This is a genomic window from Streptomyces sp. BB1-1-1, from assembly GCF_031597775.1.
GTDB classification, from domain to species: Bacteria; Actinomycetota; Actinomycetes; order Streptomycetales; family Streptomycetaceae; genus Streptomyces; species Streptomyces thinghirensis.
The window spans coordinates 953,412-971,456 of sequence record NZ_CP134203.1 but is presented as its reverse complement, the minus strand read 5'-3'; the positions used below and the strand labels follow the sequence as shown (position 1 = coordinate 971,456).

The following is an 18,045-nucleotide window of genomic DNA, read 5'->3' as shown; positions in this document are numbered from 1 at the left end:
CCCTCACAAGGACACCGCATGCCTTCTGCCGTGCGCTTCGGCGTCAACTACACGCCCAGCGAAGGGTGGTTCCACTCCTGGCTCGACTTCGACCCGGACTCCGTACGCGCCGACCTCGACTCCATAGCCGCCCTGGGCGTGGACCACGTCCGGGTCTTCCCGCTGTGGCCCTACTTCCAGCCCAACCGCACCCTGATCCGCGACCGCGCGGTCGGGCACCTGGTGGAGCTGGTCGACGCGGCCGGCGAACGCGGCCTCGACGTCAACGTGGACGGCCTCCAGGGCCACCTGAGCAGCTTCGACTACCTGCCGGCCTGGACCCGCACCTGGCACCGCCGCAACCTGTTCACCGACCCCGAGGTCGTCGACGGCCAGGCCACCTACCTGCGCACCCTCGCCGCCGCCCTCGCCGGCCGGCCGAACTTCCTCGGCATGACCCTCGGCAACGAGGTCAACCAGTTCTCCGCCGGACCCCACCCCGACCCGGACCGGGCGACCGCCGACCAGATCGACGCCTGGCTGGAGCGGATGCTCGCCGCCTGCGAGGAGGGCGCCCCGGGCCGGATGCACCTGCACGCCGAGTACGACGCCACCTGGTACCAGGACGACCAGCCCTTCACCCCGGCCCAGGCCGCCCGCCGTGGCGCCGTGACGGCCGTGCACTCCTGGGTCTTCAACGGCACCGCCCAGCGCCACGGCCGCACCTCCGTGCCCAGCGAGCACCACGCCGCCTACCTGATCGAGCTGAGCAAGGCCTGGGCCGACGAACCGCACCGCCCGGTGTGGCTCCAGGAGGTCGGCGCCCCCGCGCCCCTCGTCCCCGCCGAGCACGCCGCCGCCTTCACCGAGGCCACCATCGCGAACGCCCTGGACTGCCCCGACCTGTGGGGCGTCACCTGGTGGTGCTCCCACGACGTGTCCCGGGCGCTGGCCGACTTCCCCGAGCTGGAGTACGGGCTCGGTCTGCTGACCAACGACCGCCGCCCCAAGGACACGGCCCGGGCGCTGGCCCGCGCGGCCCGCTCGGCGCGCGAGGGGGGCCACCCCGCCCCCGCCCCGCGCACCACCGCGCTCGCCGTTCCGGCCGACCCGGCGGCGCGCTCGGCCTGCGCCCCCGGCGGCGCGGTCTTCGACGCCTACTTCCGGCTGGTCGCCGACGGCGCCCGCCCGACCACCGTCCTCGACACGCGTGCCGCCGACACCGCGCACCTCGCGGCACGCGGCATCACCGAGGTCGTCACCCCCGACCAGGTACTCCCCACCCCGCACAGGACCGTCGGATCAACGGTTCGCCAAGGAGGCACCCGCTCGTGACCCCCACCCGACGCACCGTCCTGCTCGCCGGAGCCGCGGCCGCCCTGTGGCCCGCGCTGCCCGCGCACGCCGCCCCGAAAGGCCCCGGAAAGGCCGACACGGCGCTCCAGCCGTACGCCTCCTACTGGTTCCCCGACTCGCTGCCCTCCGGCACGCCCGGCGAGGGGATCACCTGGCGCAGTCTCAAGGCGTGGCGCGCGGCCGACGACCCCGACCTCGCCTTCAACAGCGCCTCCGTCCCGCTCGCCGGACGCTTCACCCCGACGCCCGCCAACACCACGGCCCGCGCCGGCCAGGCCCGCGTCCAGTCCCTGGTCTCCTTCGGACCCACCGCGAGCAACCCCTCGCAGGGCTCCGCCACCGCCGACTACTACGCCCTCACGCACTGGGCCTACGTCGACGAACTCGTCTTCTGGGGCGGCTCCTCGGGCGAGGGGCTGATCCTCGCCCCGAACGCGCCGGTCGTCGACGCCGCGCACCGGCACGGCGTACCCGTCCTCGGCAACGTCTTCCTGCCGCCCGCCGCCTACGGCGGACAACTGGGCTGGACCCGCGACCTCGTACAGAAGGACGCCGCCGGGCGCCACCCGCTCGCCGCGCAGCTGGTCGCCGTCGCCGAGGCGTACGGCTTCGACGGCTGGTTCGTCAACGCCGAGACCGGCGGAGGCGACGCCGCGCTCGGCGCGGACATGCGGGGCTTCCTGCGCGAGCTGAAGTCCCTCGCCGCGGCCAAGGGACAGCGCGTGACCTGGTACGACTCGATGACCGTGGACGGGGCGGTGAGCTGGCAGGGGGCGCTCAACGACCGGAACGAGGCGTTCTTCGAGGCCGCCGACGACATGTTCGTGGACTTCCGCTGGACGGCCGACCGGCTGGCCACCTCCGGGGACCGGGCCGAGCGGCTGGGCCGCAGCCGCTACGAGCTGTGGGCCGGCGTGGACGTGGAGAGCGACGGCTGGAACACCTCCGAGAACTGGGACGCGATCGTGCCGCGCGACACCGCGCACATCACGTCGATCGGCCTGTACCGGCCCGAGTGGACCCGCAACCACCTGCCCGAGGACCGCCGGACGCCGGAGGACTTCCACGCCGCCGACGACCGGTTCTGGACGGGCGCGTCGCTCGACCCGTCCCGCCCGGGCGGCGGGGACGACGCGGACGGCTGGCGGGCGCCCGCCGTGTCGGTCGCCGACCGGTCGACGGTGACGTCGCTGCCGTTCGCGAGCGCGTTCAACACCGGGCACGGACTGCGGTGGTACGAGGAGGGCGCCGTCACCTCCGAGACGCCCTGGAACCACCTCGGCCTCCAGGACCGGCTGCCGTCCCGGCGCTGGGTGGTGCGCACGGAGGGCGCGCGCCCGGCGGTCTCCTTCGACTTCGCGGACGCCTGGCGGGGCGGCAGCAGCGTCCTGGTCGACGGCGAACTCGACCGGCCGGCGGTCCTCGACCTGTACGCGACACGGCTGCCGCTGGGTGTCGACACGGTCGTCGAGCTGACGCACCGCACGGACGCGGGCGCCGTGGACATCGAACTCGCCGTCGCCACCGCCGAAGCCGGCGAACCGGGCGAGGCACCGCCGTACCACTGGCTTCCCGTGACGGCCGCGCGGACCGCGATGAAGTCGGCCAACGGCTGGCAGACGGCCACCGTGCCGCTCAGAGGCCTGTCCGGCACCCTGCACGCGATAGGCGTGCGGCTCACGGCGTCCGACGGCCCCGTGCGGTGGCGGGCGGGCGGACTCGCCGTCCGCACCGGCGCGGCGACGGCGCCCGCCGCTCCCACCGCCGCCCGCGTCACCGCCGCGAACGGTGGCGACCTGCGGCTCGCCTGGAACCATCCCCACGGCGACGACGTACGGCACTACACCCTGCACCGCGTGCTGCCCGACGGCACCCGCCGCTTCCTCGGCGGCACCTGCCAGCGGGCCTGGTTCGCCGGCGGCCTGCGCCGCGAGCAGGACGAGCGCGCCGCACGGTTCGAAGTACGCGCCGTGGGGGAGCTGTACACCACGTCGGCCCCCGCCACCGTGACCCACCCCTGGTAACCAACCGCCCCACCGACCCCGGAGCACCCGCATGCATGACGACCGCAACCTGGTCGAAGCCCGCCTCAAGCGCGTCCTCGACGAGCGCGTCCGCCCCGCCGTGTACCCCGAGTCCGTGCCGCTGGACGTCGCGGTGTGGCACGCCCCCGGCGAGCCCGTGCCGGTCGCCGAGGGACTCGCGGCCGACCCCCAGCCCGTCGAGGTGGGCGCCCGCTGGGGCGCTCCCTGGGGCACCAGCTGGTTCCGCGTCACCGGCACCGTGCCGAAGGAGTGGGCCGGGAGGACCGTCGAGGCGATCCTCGACCTCGGCTTCGACGAGAACATGCCCGGCTTCCAGTGCGAGGGCCTGGTCTACCGCCCCGACGGCACCCCGGTGAAGGGCCTCAACCCGCGCAACCAGTGGGTGCGCGTCGGCGCCCCCGCCGAGGGCGGCGAGGAGGTCCGCCTGCACATCGAGGCCGCCTCCAACCCCGTCATCCTCGACTACCACCCCTTCGTGCCCACCCAGCTCGGCGACAAGGACACCGCCGGCGGCGAACCGCAGTACACGCTCACCCGCATGGATCTCGCGGTCCTCGACGAGACGGTCTGGCACCTCGTGCTCGACCTGGAGGTCCTCGGCGAGCTGATGGCCGAGCTGCCGGTGGAGTCGCCGCGCCGCTGGGAGATCCTGCGCGCCGTCGACAAGGCGCTGGACGCCATCGATCTCCAGGACGTGAACGGCACGGCGGAGCAGGCCCGTGCCCGCCTCACCGGCGTCCTCTCCGCCCCCGCCGTCCCCTCCGCGCACCGCATCAGCGCCGTCGGGCACGCGCACATCGACTCGGCGTGGCTGTGGCCGCTGCGCGAGACCGTGCGCAAGGTGGCCCGCACGACCTCCAACATGACCGCCCTCCTGGAGGACGAGCCGGACTTCGTCTTCGCCATGTCGCAGGCCCAGCAGTGGGCGTGGGTGCGCGACCACCGGCCCGAGGTGTGGGCCCGGGTGAAGAAGGCCGTGGCGGACGGCCGGTTCGTGCCGGCCGGCGGCATGTGGGTGGAGTCGGACACCAACATGCCGGGCTCGGAGGCGATGGCCCGGCAGTTCGTGCACGGCAAGCGGTTCTTCCTCGACGAGTTCGGCGTCGAGAACGACGAGGCGTGGCTCCCGGACACCTTCGGGTTCGCGGCCGGACTGCCGCAGATCATCAAGGCGGCCGGCACGAAGTACCTGCTGACGCAGAAGATCTCCTGGTCGCAGACGAACAAGTTCCCGCACCACACCTTCCGCTGGGAGGGCATCGACGGCACCCGGATCTTCACCCACTTCCCGCCCGTCGACACCTACAACTGCTCGATGAAGGGCAGCGAGATCGCCCACGCGGCGAAGAACTTCAAGGACAAGGGAGTCGCCCGGCACTCCCTCGCCCCGACCGGCTGGGGCGACGGAGGCGGCGGCACCACCCGCGAGATGGTCGCCAAGGCGGCCCGGCTGCGCGACCTCGAAGGCTCGGCGACGGTCGAGTGGGAGACCCCGCAGGCCTTCTTCGAGAAGGCCGAGGCCGAGAACCCCGAGCCGCCCGTCTGGGTCGGCGAGCTGTACCTCGAACTCCACCGCGCCACCCTCACCAGCCAGGCCAAGACCAAGCAGGGCAACCGCCGCAGCGAACACCTGCTGATGGAGGCCGAGCTGTGGGCGACGACGGCGGCCGTGCGCGCCGGGTTCCCCTACCCGTACGACGACCTGGACCGCGTCTGGAAGACCGTCCTGCTGCACCAGTTCCACGACATCCTGCCCGGCTCGTCCATCGCCTGGGTGCACCGCGAGGCCCGCGCGACCTACGACCGGGTCGCCGACGAGCTGAACGGGATCATCGACGCCGCCCAGCGCGCCCTGGCCGGCGAGGGCGACACCCCGCTGGTCTTCAACTCCGCCCCGCACGCCCGGTCCGGCGTCCGGGCGGGCGCCGCCGCCACCCCCGCCGACGCGGGCCGCACCGCCCTCACCCCGCGCCCCGACGGCGGGCACGTCCTCGACAACGGCCTGCTGCGCGTGGAGATCGACGACCGGGGGCTGGTCGTGTCGGCGTACGACATCGCCGCCGACCGCGAGACGATCGCGCCGGGCGGGGCCGGCAACCTGCTCCAACTCCACTCCGACTTCCCGAACATGTGGGACGCCTGGGACGTCGACGAGTTCTACCGCAACACGGTCACCGACCTCACCGGCGCCGACGAGGTCGTCCCCGGCGACGACGGCGCCTCGGTGCGGATCGTCCGATCCTTCGGTTCCTCCCGCGTCACCCAGGTGCTGACGCTGGCGCCGGGGGAGCGGCGGCTGGAGGTGGACACCGAGGTCGACTGGCACGAGACGGAGAAGTTCCTCAAGCTCGCCTTCCCGCTCGACGTGCACGCCGAGCGGTACGCGTCGGAGACCCAGTTCGGGCACTTCCACCGGCCCACGCACTCCAACACCAGCTGGGAGGCGGCCAAGTTCGAGGCCTGCAACCACCGGTTCGTCCACCTGGAGGAGCCCGGCTGGGGTGTGGCCGTCGTCAACGACTCGACGTACGGCCACGACGTCACCCGCACGGTCCGTACCGACGGCGACGCCGGTACGACCACCACGGTCCGGGTCTCCCTGCTGCGCGCCCCGCGCTTCCCCGACCCCGAGACCGACCAGGGCGTGCACCGCTTCCGGCACGCGCTGGTGCCGGGGGCGGGCATCGGCGACGCCGTGCGCGAGGGCTGGCGGATCAACCTGCCCGAGCGGCGGGTCACGGGCGCCGGCGAGGTCGCGCCGCTGGTCTCGGCCGACCGGGACGCGGTCGTGGCCACCGCCGTCAAGCTGGCCGACGACGGCAGCGGCGACGTGGTGGTCCGCTTCCACGAGGCCCACGGCGGCCGGGCGCGGGCCACGCTGACGGCCGGTTTCCCGGTCGCGGGGGTGGCGGTCACCGACCTGCTGGAGCGTCCGCTCGCCGGGGAGGAGTCCGCGGTCGAGGCCGACGGCGACCGGATCGCCGTACGGCTGCGTCCGTTCCAGCTGATGACCCTGCGCCTGAAGCGCGCGTAGCGCGCGGGACGGGCCCGGCTCGCCCGGCGGGCCGGGCCCGTCCACCCGTCACGGTCGCGGGCCCGTGTCCACCAGCCGTGTCGGCGGGAGATACTCCCGCACGTACGTCCGTTCCCAGCACGCGCCCGTCTCGCGCAGTTCGCGCCACGTCGTGTACCGGTACCGGAACAGCCGGGCGCGGACGAAGCGCGGCGGCGCGTCGGGCGGGAACGGGGAGCTGCGCAGCAGCTTGAGCGTGGCCCGGTCGTTCTCCAGCAGCCGTTCCACCAGGGCGCCGAACCACGACCCGGCGTACGACGGCGACAGCGCGGCGAACCACATCAGCCAGTCCAGCCGCAGGTGGTACGGCGCGAACTGGCGCGGCCAGCGCCGCGGATCACCGGGCTTGCCCTTGAACTCGTACTCCCGCCAGTCCCCGTCTTCCCGGGCCGCCTCGTCGGCGGTGCCCTCGATCACCACCTCGTAGCGGACCCGGCTGACGGTCCCGAAGGCGCCGTAGGTGTTGACCAGGTGGAGCGAGTCGAAGGAGCGGTTCATCACCTGGCGGCGGGAGAGCATGTTGCGGACCGGCCGGTGGCTCAGGAACACCAGCAGCGCCGCCACCGCGAGGACCACGACCTCGTACCAGAGCGGCGCGACGGACACGGACGGCGGATCGGCCGGGAACCGGACCGCCGACAGGGCCAGCACGATGGTGATCCAGTTCAGCCAGGAGAAGTTCCCCGACAGCACCAGCCACAGCTGGGTCAGGATCATCAGTGCCGCGGCGGCCGTCGCGACGGGTTGCGGCGTGAACAGCAGGAAGGGCACGACGAGCTGTGTGACGTGGTTCGCGGCCACCTCGACGCGGTGCAGGTGGCGGGGGAGGTGGTGGAAGAACCAGCTCAGCGGGCCCGGCATCGGCTGGGTCTCGTGGTGGTGGTCCAGGCAGGTCAGCTTCCGCCAGCACTCGTCGCCGCGCATCTTGATCAGCCCTGCCCCGAACTCGACCCGGAACAGCAGCCAGCGCAGCAGGAACAGCACGACGATCGGCGGCGCCACCTCGTCGTTGCCGAGGAACACGGCGACGAAGCCGGTCTCCAGCAGCAGCGACTCCCACCCGAACGAGTACCAGGTCTGCCCGACGTTGACGATCGACAGGTACAGCACCCACGGCACCAGCCACAGCAGCATCGCGCCCCACAGCGGCAGCAGCGAGTCCAGCCCCGCCACCAGCGCCGCCGACACCGCGCAGCCCGCCCACGCGACGACCGCGAAGAGACGGTCCGAGTAGCGCAGCTGGAACAGGCTCGGCGCCCGCTTGAACGGCACCCGCTCGACGAACCGGGGCACGGGCGTCAGACCGCGCTCGCCCATCAGCGGGCGGAACTGCAGGGCCGCCGTCAGGAACGCGACCAGGTACATGACGGCCAGGGCCCGCTGGAAGACCAGCCGGCTCAGCCAGTAGTCGGGTGCGATGAACCACTCCACGGTGCTCCTAGCGTGCGTCACTCTCCGTACGACGTCGCTCCGGTTGCGTGACGTGAGCGAGCGAAGCAGACAATAGTGGCCGGTTGTCTGAATTGTTGCTGTTTGTTCTTCCCGTGAATCTTCTTCTCCCTCGATCAACAGGAGCGCGCGGTGCGGACACCTCTCGGCCCCTCAGTCGGCGCCTGCCTGCTCTCGGTGGCGCTTCTGGCCGGCGCCACCGGCTGCGGCGTCGCCGGTGCCGACGGCGACGGCGACCCGGCCGCCGCCACGGGCGGAGTGCTCCACCTCCAACCGGTCGCCACCCAGGGCCCCGACCCGTTCACGGACTCCACGGCCGTCTCGACGGCTACCCCGCCCCCGGCCGCCCGAACGCCGGGGCCCGTCTCCGCCGGCGCCGCGTCCGTCGCGCTCGACGGGCTGCGTCCCCTCTCGGGCGGGACGCCCGGCCTCTACGGCGGCATCCAGCACGTCGGCAGCTGCGACGTCACCCGGCAGATCGGCCATCTGGCCGCGCACCCGGCCCGGAAGAGCGCCTTCGCCGAGGTCGCCGGGGTCTCCGCGACGGCGCTCCCCGCCTACCTGCGGGGACTCACCCCGGTCGTGCTCCGCTCCGACACCCGGGTCACCAACCACGGCTACCGGGACGGCCGGGCCGCCGGATACCAGGCGGTCCTCCAGGCGGGTACCGCCGTCCTCGTCGACGACCGGGGTGTGCCGCGCGTGCGCTGCGCCTGCGGCAACCCGCTGAAGGCGCCGGTCGCGGCCGGCGACGAGCCCGCCACCCGCGGCACGCCCTGGCCCGGCTACCGGCCCTCCGAGGTGGTCGTGGTGACCCCGGCACCCCGGGCCGTCACCGACCTGACTCTCGTCAGCACCGTGGACGACACCTGGATCGGGCGGCGGCTCGGCCACGACACCCGCCACGACCGGCCCGTCCCCCCGCCCGCGTGGGTCACCGGCGCACCGACCCCGGCACCGTCCGCGCCGCCCACCACCCCGCCGGCCGACCCGCCCAGCGCCCCGCCGAGCCAGGGGGAGGCGAGCGAAGAGGCAAGCGAAGAGGTGTTCGAGGAGCCGTACGAAGTGCCGTACGCGGACCCGCACACCGACCCGTATGCAGACCCGTACGAGGACCCGTACGGAGACCTGTACGAGAACCCGTACGGAGACCAGGACCCGTACGGGGACCTGTACGAAGAGTCGTACGAGGACATGCCCGACGGCGGCGCTTCCGCGGATGTCGTCTGACAGCGCGAAGAAGCCGAACAAGTCGAAGAATCAGGCAAATCCTGGCAAGGTGGGGCCCATGGCTGATCGGGGTGCGAGTGCCCTGTCACTCCCGGACGACTGGCCCGCCCACCCGGACCCGATCCTGGCGCTCAACCGCATGGGCAGCTTCGACTGGGACCTGGACACGGGACTGTTCCACATGGACGCCCAGGCCTACGAGGTGTTCGACCTGCGCCCGGAGGAGTACGACGGGCGCCCCGAGTCGCTGTCGGTGCGCGTACCCACCGCCGAGGGCCACCGCCTGGACGCCCTGGTCGCCCAGGCCATGAAGGACGGCAGCGAGAACTACGGCACCTACTTCCGGCTGCGCTGCCGCGACGGCACCCTGCGCTGGACCCGCACCCAGGGCTACATCCGCCGCGACGAGACCGGCCGCCCCCGCCGGATCATCGGCATCGTCCGCGACGCCACCCAGGAGGTCGGCGACATCGAGGCCCGCCGCGAGCAGGCCGCGCAGGACGAGGCCCGCCGCCGGCTCACCAACGTCGTCCAGCTCGCCACGGCCGCCCTCGCGCACGCCCGTACGGTGGACGACGTCATCGAGGTCCTGCGGGACACCCACGGCCTCACCCGCCTGGGCGCCACCAGCCTCGTGATGGGCCTGGTCGAGGCCGGCCGCATCCGGCTGGTCGCCGACGGCCCCGACAACAGCTTCGTCCCGGGCACCCGCGTCACCCGGATCGACGAGCCGTACCCGATGAGCGAGGCCGTACGGACCCTCAGTCCCCGCTTCATCGAGTCGCCGGAGGAGTTCGCGGAGCGCTACCCCCTCCTCTGGCAGAGCATCACCCACCTGAACATCACCGCGGCCGCCTACCTCCCGCTGATCGCCCAGGCCCGGCCGATCGGCGCGATCGGGCTGCTCTACAGCGACCGGCGCGGCTTCTCCGCGGAGGACCGCAACGTACTCGTGGCGCTGGGCAGCGGCATCGCGCAGAGCCTGCAGCGGGCCATGCTCTACGAGCAGGAGATGGACCTCGCCGAGGGCCTCCAGCAGGCCATGCTCCCGCGCTCCATCCCCAGCGTCCCCGGCTGCGACGTCGCCGTCCGCTACCGCGCGGCCACCATCGGCGGTTCCCTCGGGCGCGACATCGGCGGTGACTGGTACGACCTGATCCCGCTGCCCGGCGGCCGGGTGGGCGCCGTCATCGGCGACGTCCAGGGCCACGACACGCACGCCGCCGCCGTCATGGGCCAGCTGCGCATCGTGCTGCGCGCCTACGCCGCCGAGGGCCACCCCCCGGCCACGGTGATGGCACGGGCCTCCGTCTTCCTCCACGAACTCGACACCGACCGCTTCGCCACCTGCCTGTACGCGGAGGCCGACCTGGGCACCGGAGTGGTCCAGGTGGTCCGCGCCGGGCACATCGACCCCCTGCTGCGGCGCGACGACAGGACCTGCCGCCGCGTCCCCGTCGAGGGCGGGCTGCCGCTCGGCCTGTCCGCCGAGTTCGGGCGCCTCGCCTACCCGGTCTCCACCGTCGAGCTGGACCCGGGCAACACCCTGCTGCTGTGCACCGACGGCCTGGTCGAGCAGCCCGGCGCCGACCTCGACGAGGGGATAGAAGTGCTCACGGCGCTGGTCGCCTCCGGCCCGCAGGACGTACGGGACCTGGCCGACCGGCTCATCGACGTGGCCGAGGAGCGCGGCGGCGACGACGACGTGGCGCTGCTCCTGCTGCGCCGCCACGGGGTGAACACTCCCCGGACCTTCGGCCGGCTCCAGCAGCACGTGTCCCCGGGCGACCCCGAGGCCCTCACCGAGGCCCGGCACATGATCCGCGCCGCCGTCCGCGCCTGGGGCGCCGCGGGCCAGAGCGACGAGATCGAGCTGGTCGCCGACGAACTGGTCACCAACGCCCTCATGCACACCGAGGGCTCCGCCGTCGTCACCCTGCGGCTGCTCACCGGCACCGACCGCCGGCTGCGGGTCGAGGTCGAGGACTCCTCCAGCGCCCTGCCGCGCCGCCGCGACGCCGGGGACGCCGGCGTCTCCGGACGCGGGCTGCTCCTGGTCGAGACCCTCGCCGACGAGTGGGGCGTGGAGGCGCGCGGCGGCGGCAAGTGCGTGTGGTCCGAGTTCGTGGTGTCCCACCGCGCGGGCTGAGCCCCACTGGCACTGTCGGTCCCCGGTGGCACTCTGGACGTATGCCCGAACTGCCCGAGGTCGAGGCGCTCAGGGACTTCCTGACCGAGCACCTCACCGGCCGAGAGATCGTCCGCGTCCTGCCCGTGGCGATCAGCGTCCTGAAGACGTATGACCCTCCGCTCACCGCCCTGGAGGGCCACCAGGTGGCGGCGGTGCACCGCCACGGCAAGTTCCTCGACGTGGAGACCGCCGACGGCCCGCATCTGGTGACCCATCTGGCCCGCGCGGGCTGGCTGCACTGGAAGGACAGCCTCCCCAGCGGCCTTCCCCGCCCCGGCAAGGGCCCGCTCGCCCTGCGCGTCGCCCTGGAGACCGGCGCCGGCTTCGACCTGACGGAGGCGGGCACGCAGAAGCGGCTCGCCGTGTACGTCGTGGCCGACCCGCGGCAGGTGCCCGGCGTGGCCCGGCTCGGCCCCGACCCGCTCGCCGACGACTTCGACGAGGCGCGTTTCGCCGCTCTCCTCGAAGGCGAGCGGCGGCAGCTCAAGGGCGCCCTGCGCGACCAGAGCCTGATCGCGGGCGTGGGAAACGCGTACAGCGACGAGATCCTGCACGCGGCGAGGATGTCCCCCTTCAAACTGGCCGCGTCGCTCACCGACGAGGAGACCGCACGGCTGTACGCCGCGCTGCGCGGCACGCTCACCGAGGCGGTCGAACGCTCCCGGGGCATCGCCGCCGGCCGGCTCAAGGCCGAGAAGAAGAGCGGGCTGCGCGTGCACGGCCGCACCGGCGAACCCTGCCCGGTGTGCGGCGACACCGTTCGCGAGGTCTCCTTCAGCGACTCCTCGCTCCAGTACTGCCCGACCTGCCAGACCGGCGGCAAGCCGCTGGCGGACCGGAGGCTGTCCCGGCTGCTCAAGTAGCGCCGCCCGGTTCAGCGAGAAAAGCTACGGTTCCGCACAGTTAGGGACGAAAGTCCCGAATGCGGCCAAGGGGGGCATGGGCAGAGAAGGTCGGAGAGAGCGTGACCGAGCCCACAGTGAGGAACCCCGCCCTATGCCGACCCATGTCGCCGCACGCCCGCACCCCACCGCGGCCGCCGTCCGGCGCCCCGCGCCCGACACCCCGGACGCCGTCACCGCGGCCTTCGCCCGTCTCGCCGTACTGGACGACGGGCCCGAGAAGGAGCGGCTGCGGGACGAGCTGACCCGGGCCTGGCTGCCCATGGCCCACCGGCTGGCCTCCCGCTTCCGTGACAAGGGCGAGAGCACCGAGGACCTGCGCCAGGTCGCCGCCCTGGGGCTGCTCAAGGCGATCCGCCGGTACGACCCGGCCAGGGGGCCGTTCGAGCCGTTCGCGATACCCACCATCCGCGGGGAACTGCGGCGGCACTTCCGCGACCGCACCTGGGACGTCCGGGTGCCGCGCCGCGTCCAGGAACTCCGCAACCGCGTGCGGGCCGCGTATGTGGAACTGGCCCTCGGCCCCGGCGGCGCGTGCCCCACCGTCGACGATCTGGCCCGGCACACCGGGCTGTCCGAGCAGCAGGTCCGCGACGGGCTGGAGGCGCTCGAGAGCTACCGCGCCCTGTCCCTCGACGCCGGGAGCGGCGGCGCGGACGGTGACGGGCCGAGCCCGGCGGACTTCCTCGGGGAGCCGGACCACGCCTTCCAGCTGGTGGTCGACCGGGAGAGCGTCAAGGAGGCGGTGCGCCGGCTGCCGTCGCGTGAACGCGCCATCCTCTACCTGCGCTTCTTCGAGGACTGGTCGCAGAGCCGCATCGCGGAACGCATGGGCATCTCCCAGATGCACGTCTCCCGGCTGCTCGGCCAGACCTGCGCCCGGCTGCGGCGCGAGACGCTCGACTGACGGTGACTGACGGTGACCACTCAGCCGGCGGGAAGTGTCACCAGGTGTTCCCCGTCCGCGGTGCGCACCTCGTAGCGGGCGATCTGGTCGGGATGCAGGGCGGCCCCGCCGTGCATGGTGTTCGGCCGGGCGTCGTGCCCGGGGACGTTCCAACTCGTGACCGTCTGCTCCGTGCCGTCGAGTCCGACGGCGACCAGGCGGCAGGAGCGCGGCCCCGCCCCGTCCTTGACCTCAAGCTCCACATCGGTGCCCCAGACCTCGTCCTCGGTGGTGACCCGCGCCCACACCCCGGACCGCTCGTCGGTCGCGGTGATCCGCACCGCCGGGTCGGCCTGTCCCGCGTGGATGACGACGCCGGGACCGGCCACGGCGCACACCACCGCGGCGGCCACGGCGTACAGCACCCGCCTGCGGCCGGCCCTCCGGCGCGTGGTCACCTCGGACAGCAGGCGGTCCAGCAGCCTCGGACCGGGCCTGGTCATGGGATGGACGAGGTGTGGCGTCGCCCGCCGGTACAGCATCAACTGGCGGGTGGCGGGGCCGAATTCGGTCACCTGCGCCGCGCACCGGGGGCACTCCATGAGGTGGTCCTCGAAGCGGAACGCTTCCGCCTCGTCCAGCACGCCGAGCGCGTAGGCGCCGACGTCACGATGCCTTTCCAGGGACCTCATGCCGAATCCTCGTGCCGTTGGGTGTGGGTGGGGTCACTCCTTGCTCCCACCCGTACGCACCGGACAGCCGAATCACTCAAGCCACGGACAGAATCGCAACCAAGGGGTTCGGAGCGGTCGGGCCCGTGGATTGCTCCGCCCGAGAAGAAGTTCGGGAAACCGGCCGGGTCTCCGGGAAACCGGCCCGTCCCCTAGAAGAGATGGATGGCCAGGTGGCCGAGCGGCAGCCCCAGCTGCCACGCCGGGGTCCACACCTTCGGCCCCTCGTCCTCCCCGGTCACCGCCCCGCCCGGGACCGCGTTCAGGTCCGGGGCGAGCAGCTCGGTGTCCTGGAGCCAGCGCCAGGCGTCCCGCGCCAGCTCCAGGTCCGGCGAGTGCCGGCCGGCGGCGATCGTGTCGGCCGTGACCTCGGCCAGCCGCACCCGCACCCACTCGTGCCACGGCTGGTCGTACGCGGTCAGCGACAGCCAGGTCTCCAGCCGGGTGATGACCCGGATGCCGACCAGCTCGTCGTCGGTGTCGGACAGGAAGACGGTCAGCGCCAGGGCGTCGCGCCCGGCGCGGAACTCGAAGGACGTCGGCGGCATCAGGTCGCCGGTCCGCAGCAGCTCGTCGGCGATGTACTCGGCGTACAACCACGCCATGGGAACGGTCAGTTCGCCCCCACCGGTGCCGTCCGTGCTCTCTTGACCTCTGTGCAGCATCCCTTCCTGCCTTCCTCCGGTGCGTACGCGTCGCCCGACCCGGGTCATGGGCCCCCGTCCGGAACACGGATGAGGACAGCCGATTACTCAACCGGGGTCCTGGGCAAGGCGCTTTACGGAGGTTTGACCATACGGTCGGTTTCACCGCAGGTCGGCGGCGTATCCCGGTAGCACCCTGCGCAGGGCTCGCAGCGCGTAGTACGCGCGGGACTTCACGGTACCGGGCGGGATGCCCAGGGCTGCCGCGGCTTCCGCCACACTCGCCCCCTGGAAGTACACCAGCACCAGGACTTCACGGTGCTCCGGAGTGAGTGTCTTCACAGCCTCGCGCACATCCAGGGCCGCCGCGGCCCGTTCGGCGTGATCGGCACAGACCCGCGCGTTCTCCAGCACGGCGTCGCCGACCTCCGCGGGCCGCGCCTGCCGGGCCCGGCGCGCGTCGATCGCGAGTCGCCGGGCCACGGTGAGCAGCCAGGGCCGTACGGAGTCGAAGTCGTCGGCGCGCAGCGCCTCGGGGTGCTGCCAGGCGCGGACCAGGGTCTCCTGCACGAGGTCTTCGGCGCGCTGCCGGTCGCCGTCGCTGAGCCGCAGCAGCAACGCGAAGAGCGGCCGGCCGTGCTCGCGCTGCAGTGCGGCGAGCTCGTGCTCGGCGGTCGTCCCGTTCGTTCTGTCCGTCAGGGTGATTCCGGCCGTCATGGCCGTATGGCACCGCAGGCCGCCGCCCGGGGACAGGGCGCGCGCACGGGTGTGCGACGGACGGTCGATCGCGTCGACGAACGGTTCGACGAACGGTCGGCGTCCCCCGTTCGACCGGCCGGCGCACCCCGTTCGCGCACGCCGGACGGGCTAATGGGCGTGTCGGAGCCGCCTGGGACACCGTGAGCCTCATTACCTGTTTGTAAGTAAATGTGACTATTCATCGGTGTGTGCGACCCCAGCGGAGTGAACGGATGATCACACGCAGTCGGCAGGTGGCCCTGGCCCTGACCGCCCTTCTCACGGTGGGCGCGGCCTGCCAGGCCCGCGACCACGAACCGCCGAAACGGCCGGCCCCGGCCCCGTCCGCCGCGGACACCGGCGTCTTCACCCTGGTCGCCTCCGGCGACGTACTGCCGCACGACTCGATCATCGAACGGGCCCGCTTCGACGCGGGCGGCACCGGCTACGACTTCCGCCCCATGCTGGCCGGCGCCGAACCGGTCGTCTCGCGCGCCGACCTCGCCCTGTGTCACATGGAGACCGTGTACGGCGTGAACGGCGACTACAGCGGCTACCCCCTCTTCAAGTCCCCGCCCCAGGTGGCCGAGGCGCTGGCCGCCACCGGCTACGACGGCTGCTCCACCGCCTCCAACCACAGCGTCGACGACGGCGCCGACGGTATCCGCCGCACCCTGGACGCCCTCGACCGCGCCGGTGTACGGCACGCCGGTACGGCACGCACCGAGGCCGAGGCGCGCACCACGACGGTCCTGCGCGCGGGCCGCGCCGACGTCGCCCACCTCGCCTACACCCTGCACACCAACGGCCACCCGATTCCCGAGGAGCAGCCCTGGGCGGTCGGCATGATCGACGAGGAGCGGATCGTCACGGACTCCCGGGCCGCCCGGGAAGCCGGCGCGGACATCGTCGTCGTGTCCCTGCACTGGGGCACCGAATGGCAGGACGAGCCCGACCAGGACCAGTTGACCCTGGCCCGGAGCCTGACCGCCGCCAAGACCGGCGACCGCCCCGACATCGACCTGATCCTCGGCACCCACGCCCACGTCCCGCAGGCGTACGAGAAGGTCAACGGCACCTGGGTGATCTACGGGATGGGCGACCAGATCGCGGGCGAGATGATCAACGACGAGGGTGCCCGGGACCCGCGCGGCAACCAGTCGTCCATCGGCCGCTTCACCTTCGCCCCGCCCGCCCGGCCCGGTGAACGCTGGCGGGTGACCCGGGCCGAGTTCGTCCCGCAGCTGTTCGACGTGGACGCCGGCCGGGTGGTGAACCTCAACCGCGCGCTGGAGCAGGGCGCCGACCTGCGTGCCGTGCGCGACCGGATCCGCGACGTCGTGCTCAGCCGGGGCGCGGCCGAGGACGGGCTGGTGATGGGGGAGTAGGCCGGGCTAACGGCGCGCCAGCTCCGACTTCCGGTACGAGTACCCGAAGTAGATCACCAGCCCGAGCGCGAACCACACGGCGAACCGCGCCCACGTCTGCCACTGCAGGAACGTGATCAGCCAGATCGAGAAGACGATCCCCAGGGCGGGGACGAACGGCATGAACGGCGTGCGGAAGGTGCGCGGCAGGTCCGGCTGCCGGTAGCGCAGCACGATCACCGCCGCGCACACCACCACGAACGCCAGCAGGATGCCGATGTTGGTCAGCTCGGCCGCCTCGCCGATCGGCAGGAACCCGGCGATCGCGGCCGACGCGAACCCGACGATCCAGGTGACCCGGGTCGGCACGTGCCGCGTCGGGTGGGTCTTCGCGAACCACTTGGGCAGCAGCCCGTCGCGCGACATCGAGAACCACACGCGGGTGACGCCCAGCATGAAGGTGAACATCACGGTGAGGATGCCGATGATGGCGCCCACCGCGATGACGTCGGCCAGGGAACTCAGCCCCACCGACTTGAAGGCCGTCGAGAAGCCGCTCTCCGGGTCGATGCTCCTGTAGTTCTGCATGCCGGTCAGCACCAGGCAGGCGGCCACGTACAGCACCATCGAGATCACCAGCGAGTAGATGATCGCCTTCGGCATGTGCCGCTGGGCGTCCTTCGACTCCTCGGCCGCCGTCGACATGGCGTCGTAGCCGAAGACCGCGAAGAACACCGTCGCCGCGCCCGTGAACGCGCCGCCGACCCCGTACGGGAAGAACGGGTTGTAGTTCGAGGTGTCGATGTGGAAGACGCCGACCGCGATCACCAGCAGCACCACCAGGACCTTCAGCACGACCACGACCATCTCGAAGCGGGCCGCGTTCTTGATTCCCAGGTTCAGCAGGTACGCGATGAGCAGGCAGAGCAGCGCGGCGAACAGGTCGACCCTGTGACCGTCGCCGGTGCCCGGCGCGCCCAGCATCCAGCTCGGGATGTCGGCGCCCATCTCGCCCACCAGGAAGCTGAAGTAGCCCGAGATGCCGATCGCCACGACCGCCACGATCGCCGTGTACTCCAGGAGCAGGTCCCAGCCGATGAACCAGCCCGCCAGCTCACCGAGGACCGCGTAACCGTAGGTGTAGGCGGAACCCGCCTTCGGAATCATCCCGGCGAACTCGGCGTACGACAGCGCCGCCGCCGCGCTCGCGACGCCGGCGATGAGGAAGGAGACGAGGACCGCCGGTCCCGCCGTGCCGTTGGCGACCGTGCCGGCCAGGGTGAAGATGCCCGCCCCGATGATGCCGCCGACGCCGATCGCGGTCAGCTGCCACAGCCCCAGCGTCCGCTGCAGGCCGGTGCCCTCCCCGCCCTCGGTGTCCTCGATGTGCTCGATGGGTTTGCGGCGGAGAACGCCCTCGCCCATGCGGAACCCGGCCACGCGCCTCACCTCTT

13 protein-coding genes are annotated in these 18,045 nt (G+C 72.7%); 8 read left to right on the top strand and 5 right to left on the bottom strand.

The genetic code is table 11. From position 1 onward, the window contains the following. Positions 1-18 precede the first annotated feature (18 nt). Genes RI578_RS04430 through RI578_RS04420 form a run of 3 tightly spaced genes read left to right on the top strand, consistent with a single transcriptional unit; the run spans position 19 to position 6,414 of the window. Positions 19-1,314: a cellulase family glycosylhydrolase gene (locus tag RI578_RS04430; RefSeq protein WP_310869824.1), complete on the top strand. Its 1,296-nt coding sequence runs from the start codon at positions 19-21 to the stop codon at positions 1,312-1,314. Beyond that, positions 1,311-3,359, top strand: a complete 2,049-nt coding sequence (locus RI578_RS04425; RefSeq protein WP_310869823.1) for an endo-beta-N-acetylglucosaminidase — start codon at positions 1,311-1,313, stop codon at positions 3,357-3,359. Before RI578_RS04430 ends, RI578_RS04425 begins: the two co-directional genes overlap by 4 nt. Positions 3,360-3,390: 31 nt before the next feature. Beyond that, positions 3,391-6,414 (top strand): glycoside hydrolase family 38 C-terminal domain-containing protein, encoded by a 3,024-nt coding sequence (locus RI578_RS04420; protein WP_310869822.1) that lies wholly within the window; start codon positions 3,391-3,393, stop codon positions 6,412-6,414. Positions 6,415-6,462: 48 nt separating this feature from the next. On the opposite strand, the gene RI578_RS04415 is transcribed toward RI578_RS04420, so the two are convergent. Then, positions 6,463-7,884 carry a lipase maturation factor family protein gene (locus RI578_RS04415; RefSeq protein ID WP_310869821.1) on the bottom strand — a complete coding sequence of 474 codons (1,422 nt, stop codon included), beginning with the start codon at positions 7,882-7,884 and terminating at the stop codon, positions 6,463-6,465. A 150-nt stretch (positions 7,885-8,034) separates the two neighbouring features. Between RI578_RS04415 and RI578_RS04410 the strand changes: the two genes are divergently transcribed. The 4 genes from RI578_RS04410 (at position 8,035) to RI578_RS04395 (ending at position 13,132) form a co-directional block, all read left to right on the top strand. Beyond that, positions 8,035-9,132 (top strand): DUF6777 domain-containing protein, encoded by a 1,098-nt coding sequence (locus tag RI578_RS04410; protein ID WP_310869820.1) that lies wholly within the window; start codon positions 8,035-8,037, stop codon positions 9,130-9,132. A gap of 58 nt (positions 9,133-9,190) precedes the next feature. Further along, on the top strand, positions 9,191-11,281 hold the full coding sequence (locus RI578_RS04405; protein WP_310869819.1) for a SpoIIE family protein phosphatase: 2,091 nt from the start codon (positions 9,191-9,193) through the stop codon (positions 11,279-11,281). 41 nt (positions 11,282-11,322) lie between these two features. Further along, entirely contained in the window at positions 11,323-12,186 is an 864-nt protein-coding gene (locus tag RI578_RS04400) for a DNA-formamidopyrimidine glycosylase family protein (RefSeq protein ID WP_310869818.1), read from the top strand. Positions 12,187-12,319: 133 nt separating this feature from the next. Continuing rightward, complete coding sequence (locus RI578_RS04395; protein WP_310869817.1) at positions 12,320-13,132, top strand: SigB/SigF/SigG family RNA polymerase sigma factor; 813 nt, start codon at positions 12,320-12,322, stop codon at positions 13,130-13,132. A 20-nt stretch (positions 13,133-13,152) separates the two neighbouring features. On the opposite strand, the gene RI578_RS04390 is transcribed toward RI578_RS04395, so the two are convergent. From RI578_RS04390 to RI578_RS04380, 3 genes are all read right to left on the bottom strand, one after another. Next, positions 13,153-13,803 carry a zf-HC2 domain-containing protein gene (locus RI578_RS04390; protein WP_310869816.1) on the bottom strand — a complete coding sequence of 217 codons (651 nt, stop codon included), beginning with the start codon at positions 13,801-13,803 and terminating at the stop codon, positions 13,153-13,155. A 191-nt stretch (positions 13,804-13,994) separates the two neighbouring features. Next, positions 13,995-14,507: a hypothetical protein gene (locus tag RI578_RS04385; protein ID WP_310869815.1), complete on the bottom strand. Its 513-nt coding sequence runs from the start codon at positions 14,505-14,507 to the stop codon at positions 13,995-13,997. Between the two features lie 141 nt (positions 14,508-14,648). Next, entirely contained in the window at positions 14,649-15,203 is a 555-nt protein-coding gene (locus RI578_RS04380; protein ID WP_055421597.1) for a sigma-70 family RNA polymerase sigma factor, read from the bottom strand. 254 nt (positions 15,204-15,457) lie between these two features. Between RI578_RS04380 and RI578_RS04375 the strand changes: the two genes are divergently transcribed. Beyond that, positions 15,458-16,612: a CapA family protein gene (locus tag RI578_RS04375; protein WP_310869814.1), complete on the top strand. Its 1,155-nt coding sequence runs from the start codon at positions 15,458-15,460 to the stop codon at positions 16,610-16,612. A gap of 6 nt (positions 16,613-16,618) precedes the next feature. Here the strand turns inward: RI578_RS04375 and RI578_RS04370 are convergent, their stop codons facing one another. Continuing rightward, entirely contained in the window at positions 16,619-18,031 is a 1,413-nt protein-coding gene (locus RI578_RS04370) for an amino acid permease (protein ID WP_310869813.1), read from the bottom strand. Positions 18,032-18,045: the final 14 nt, after the last annotated feature.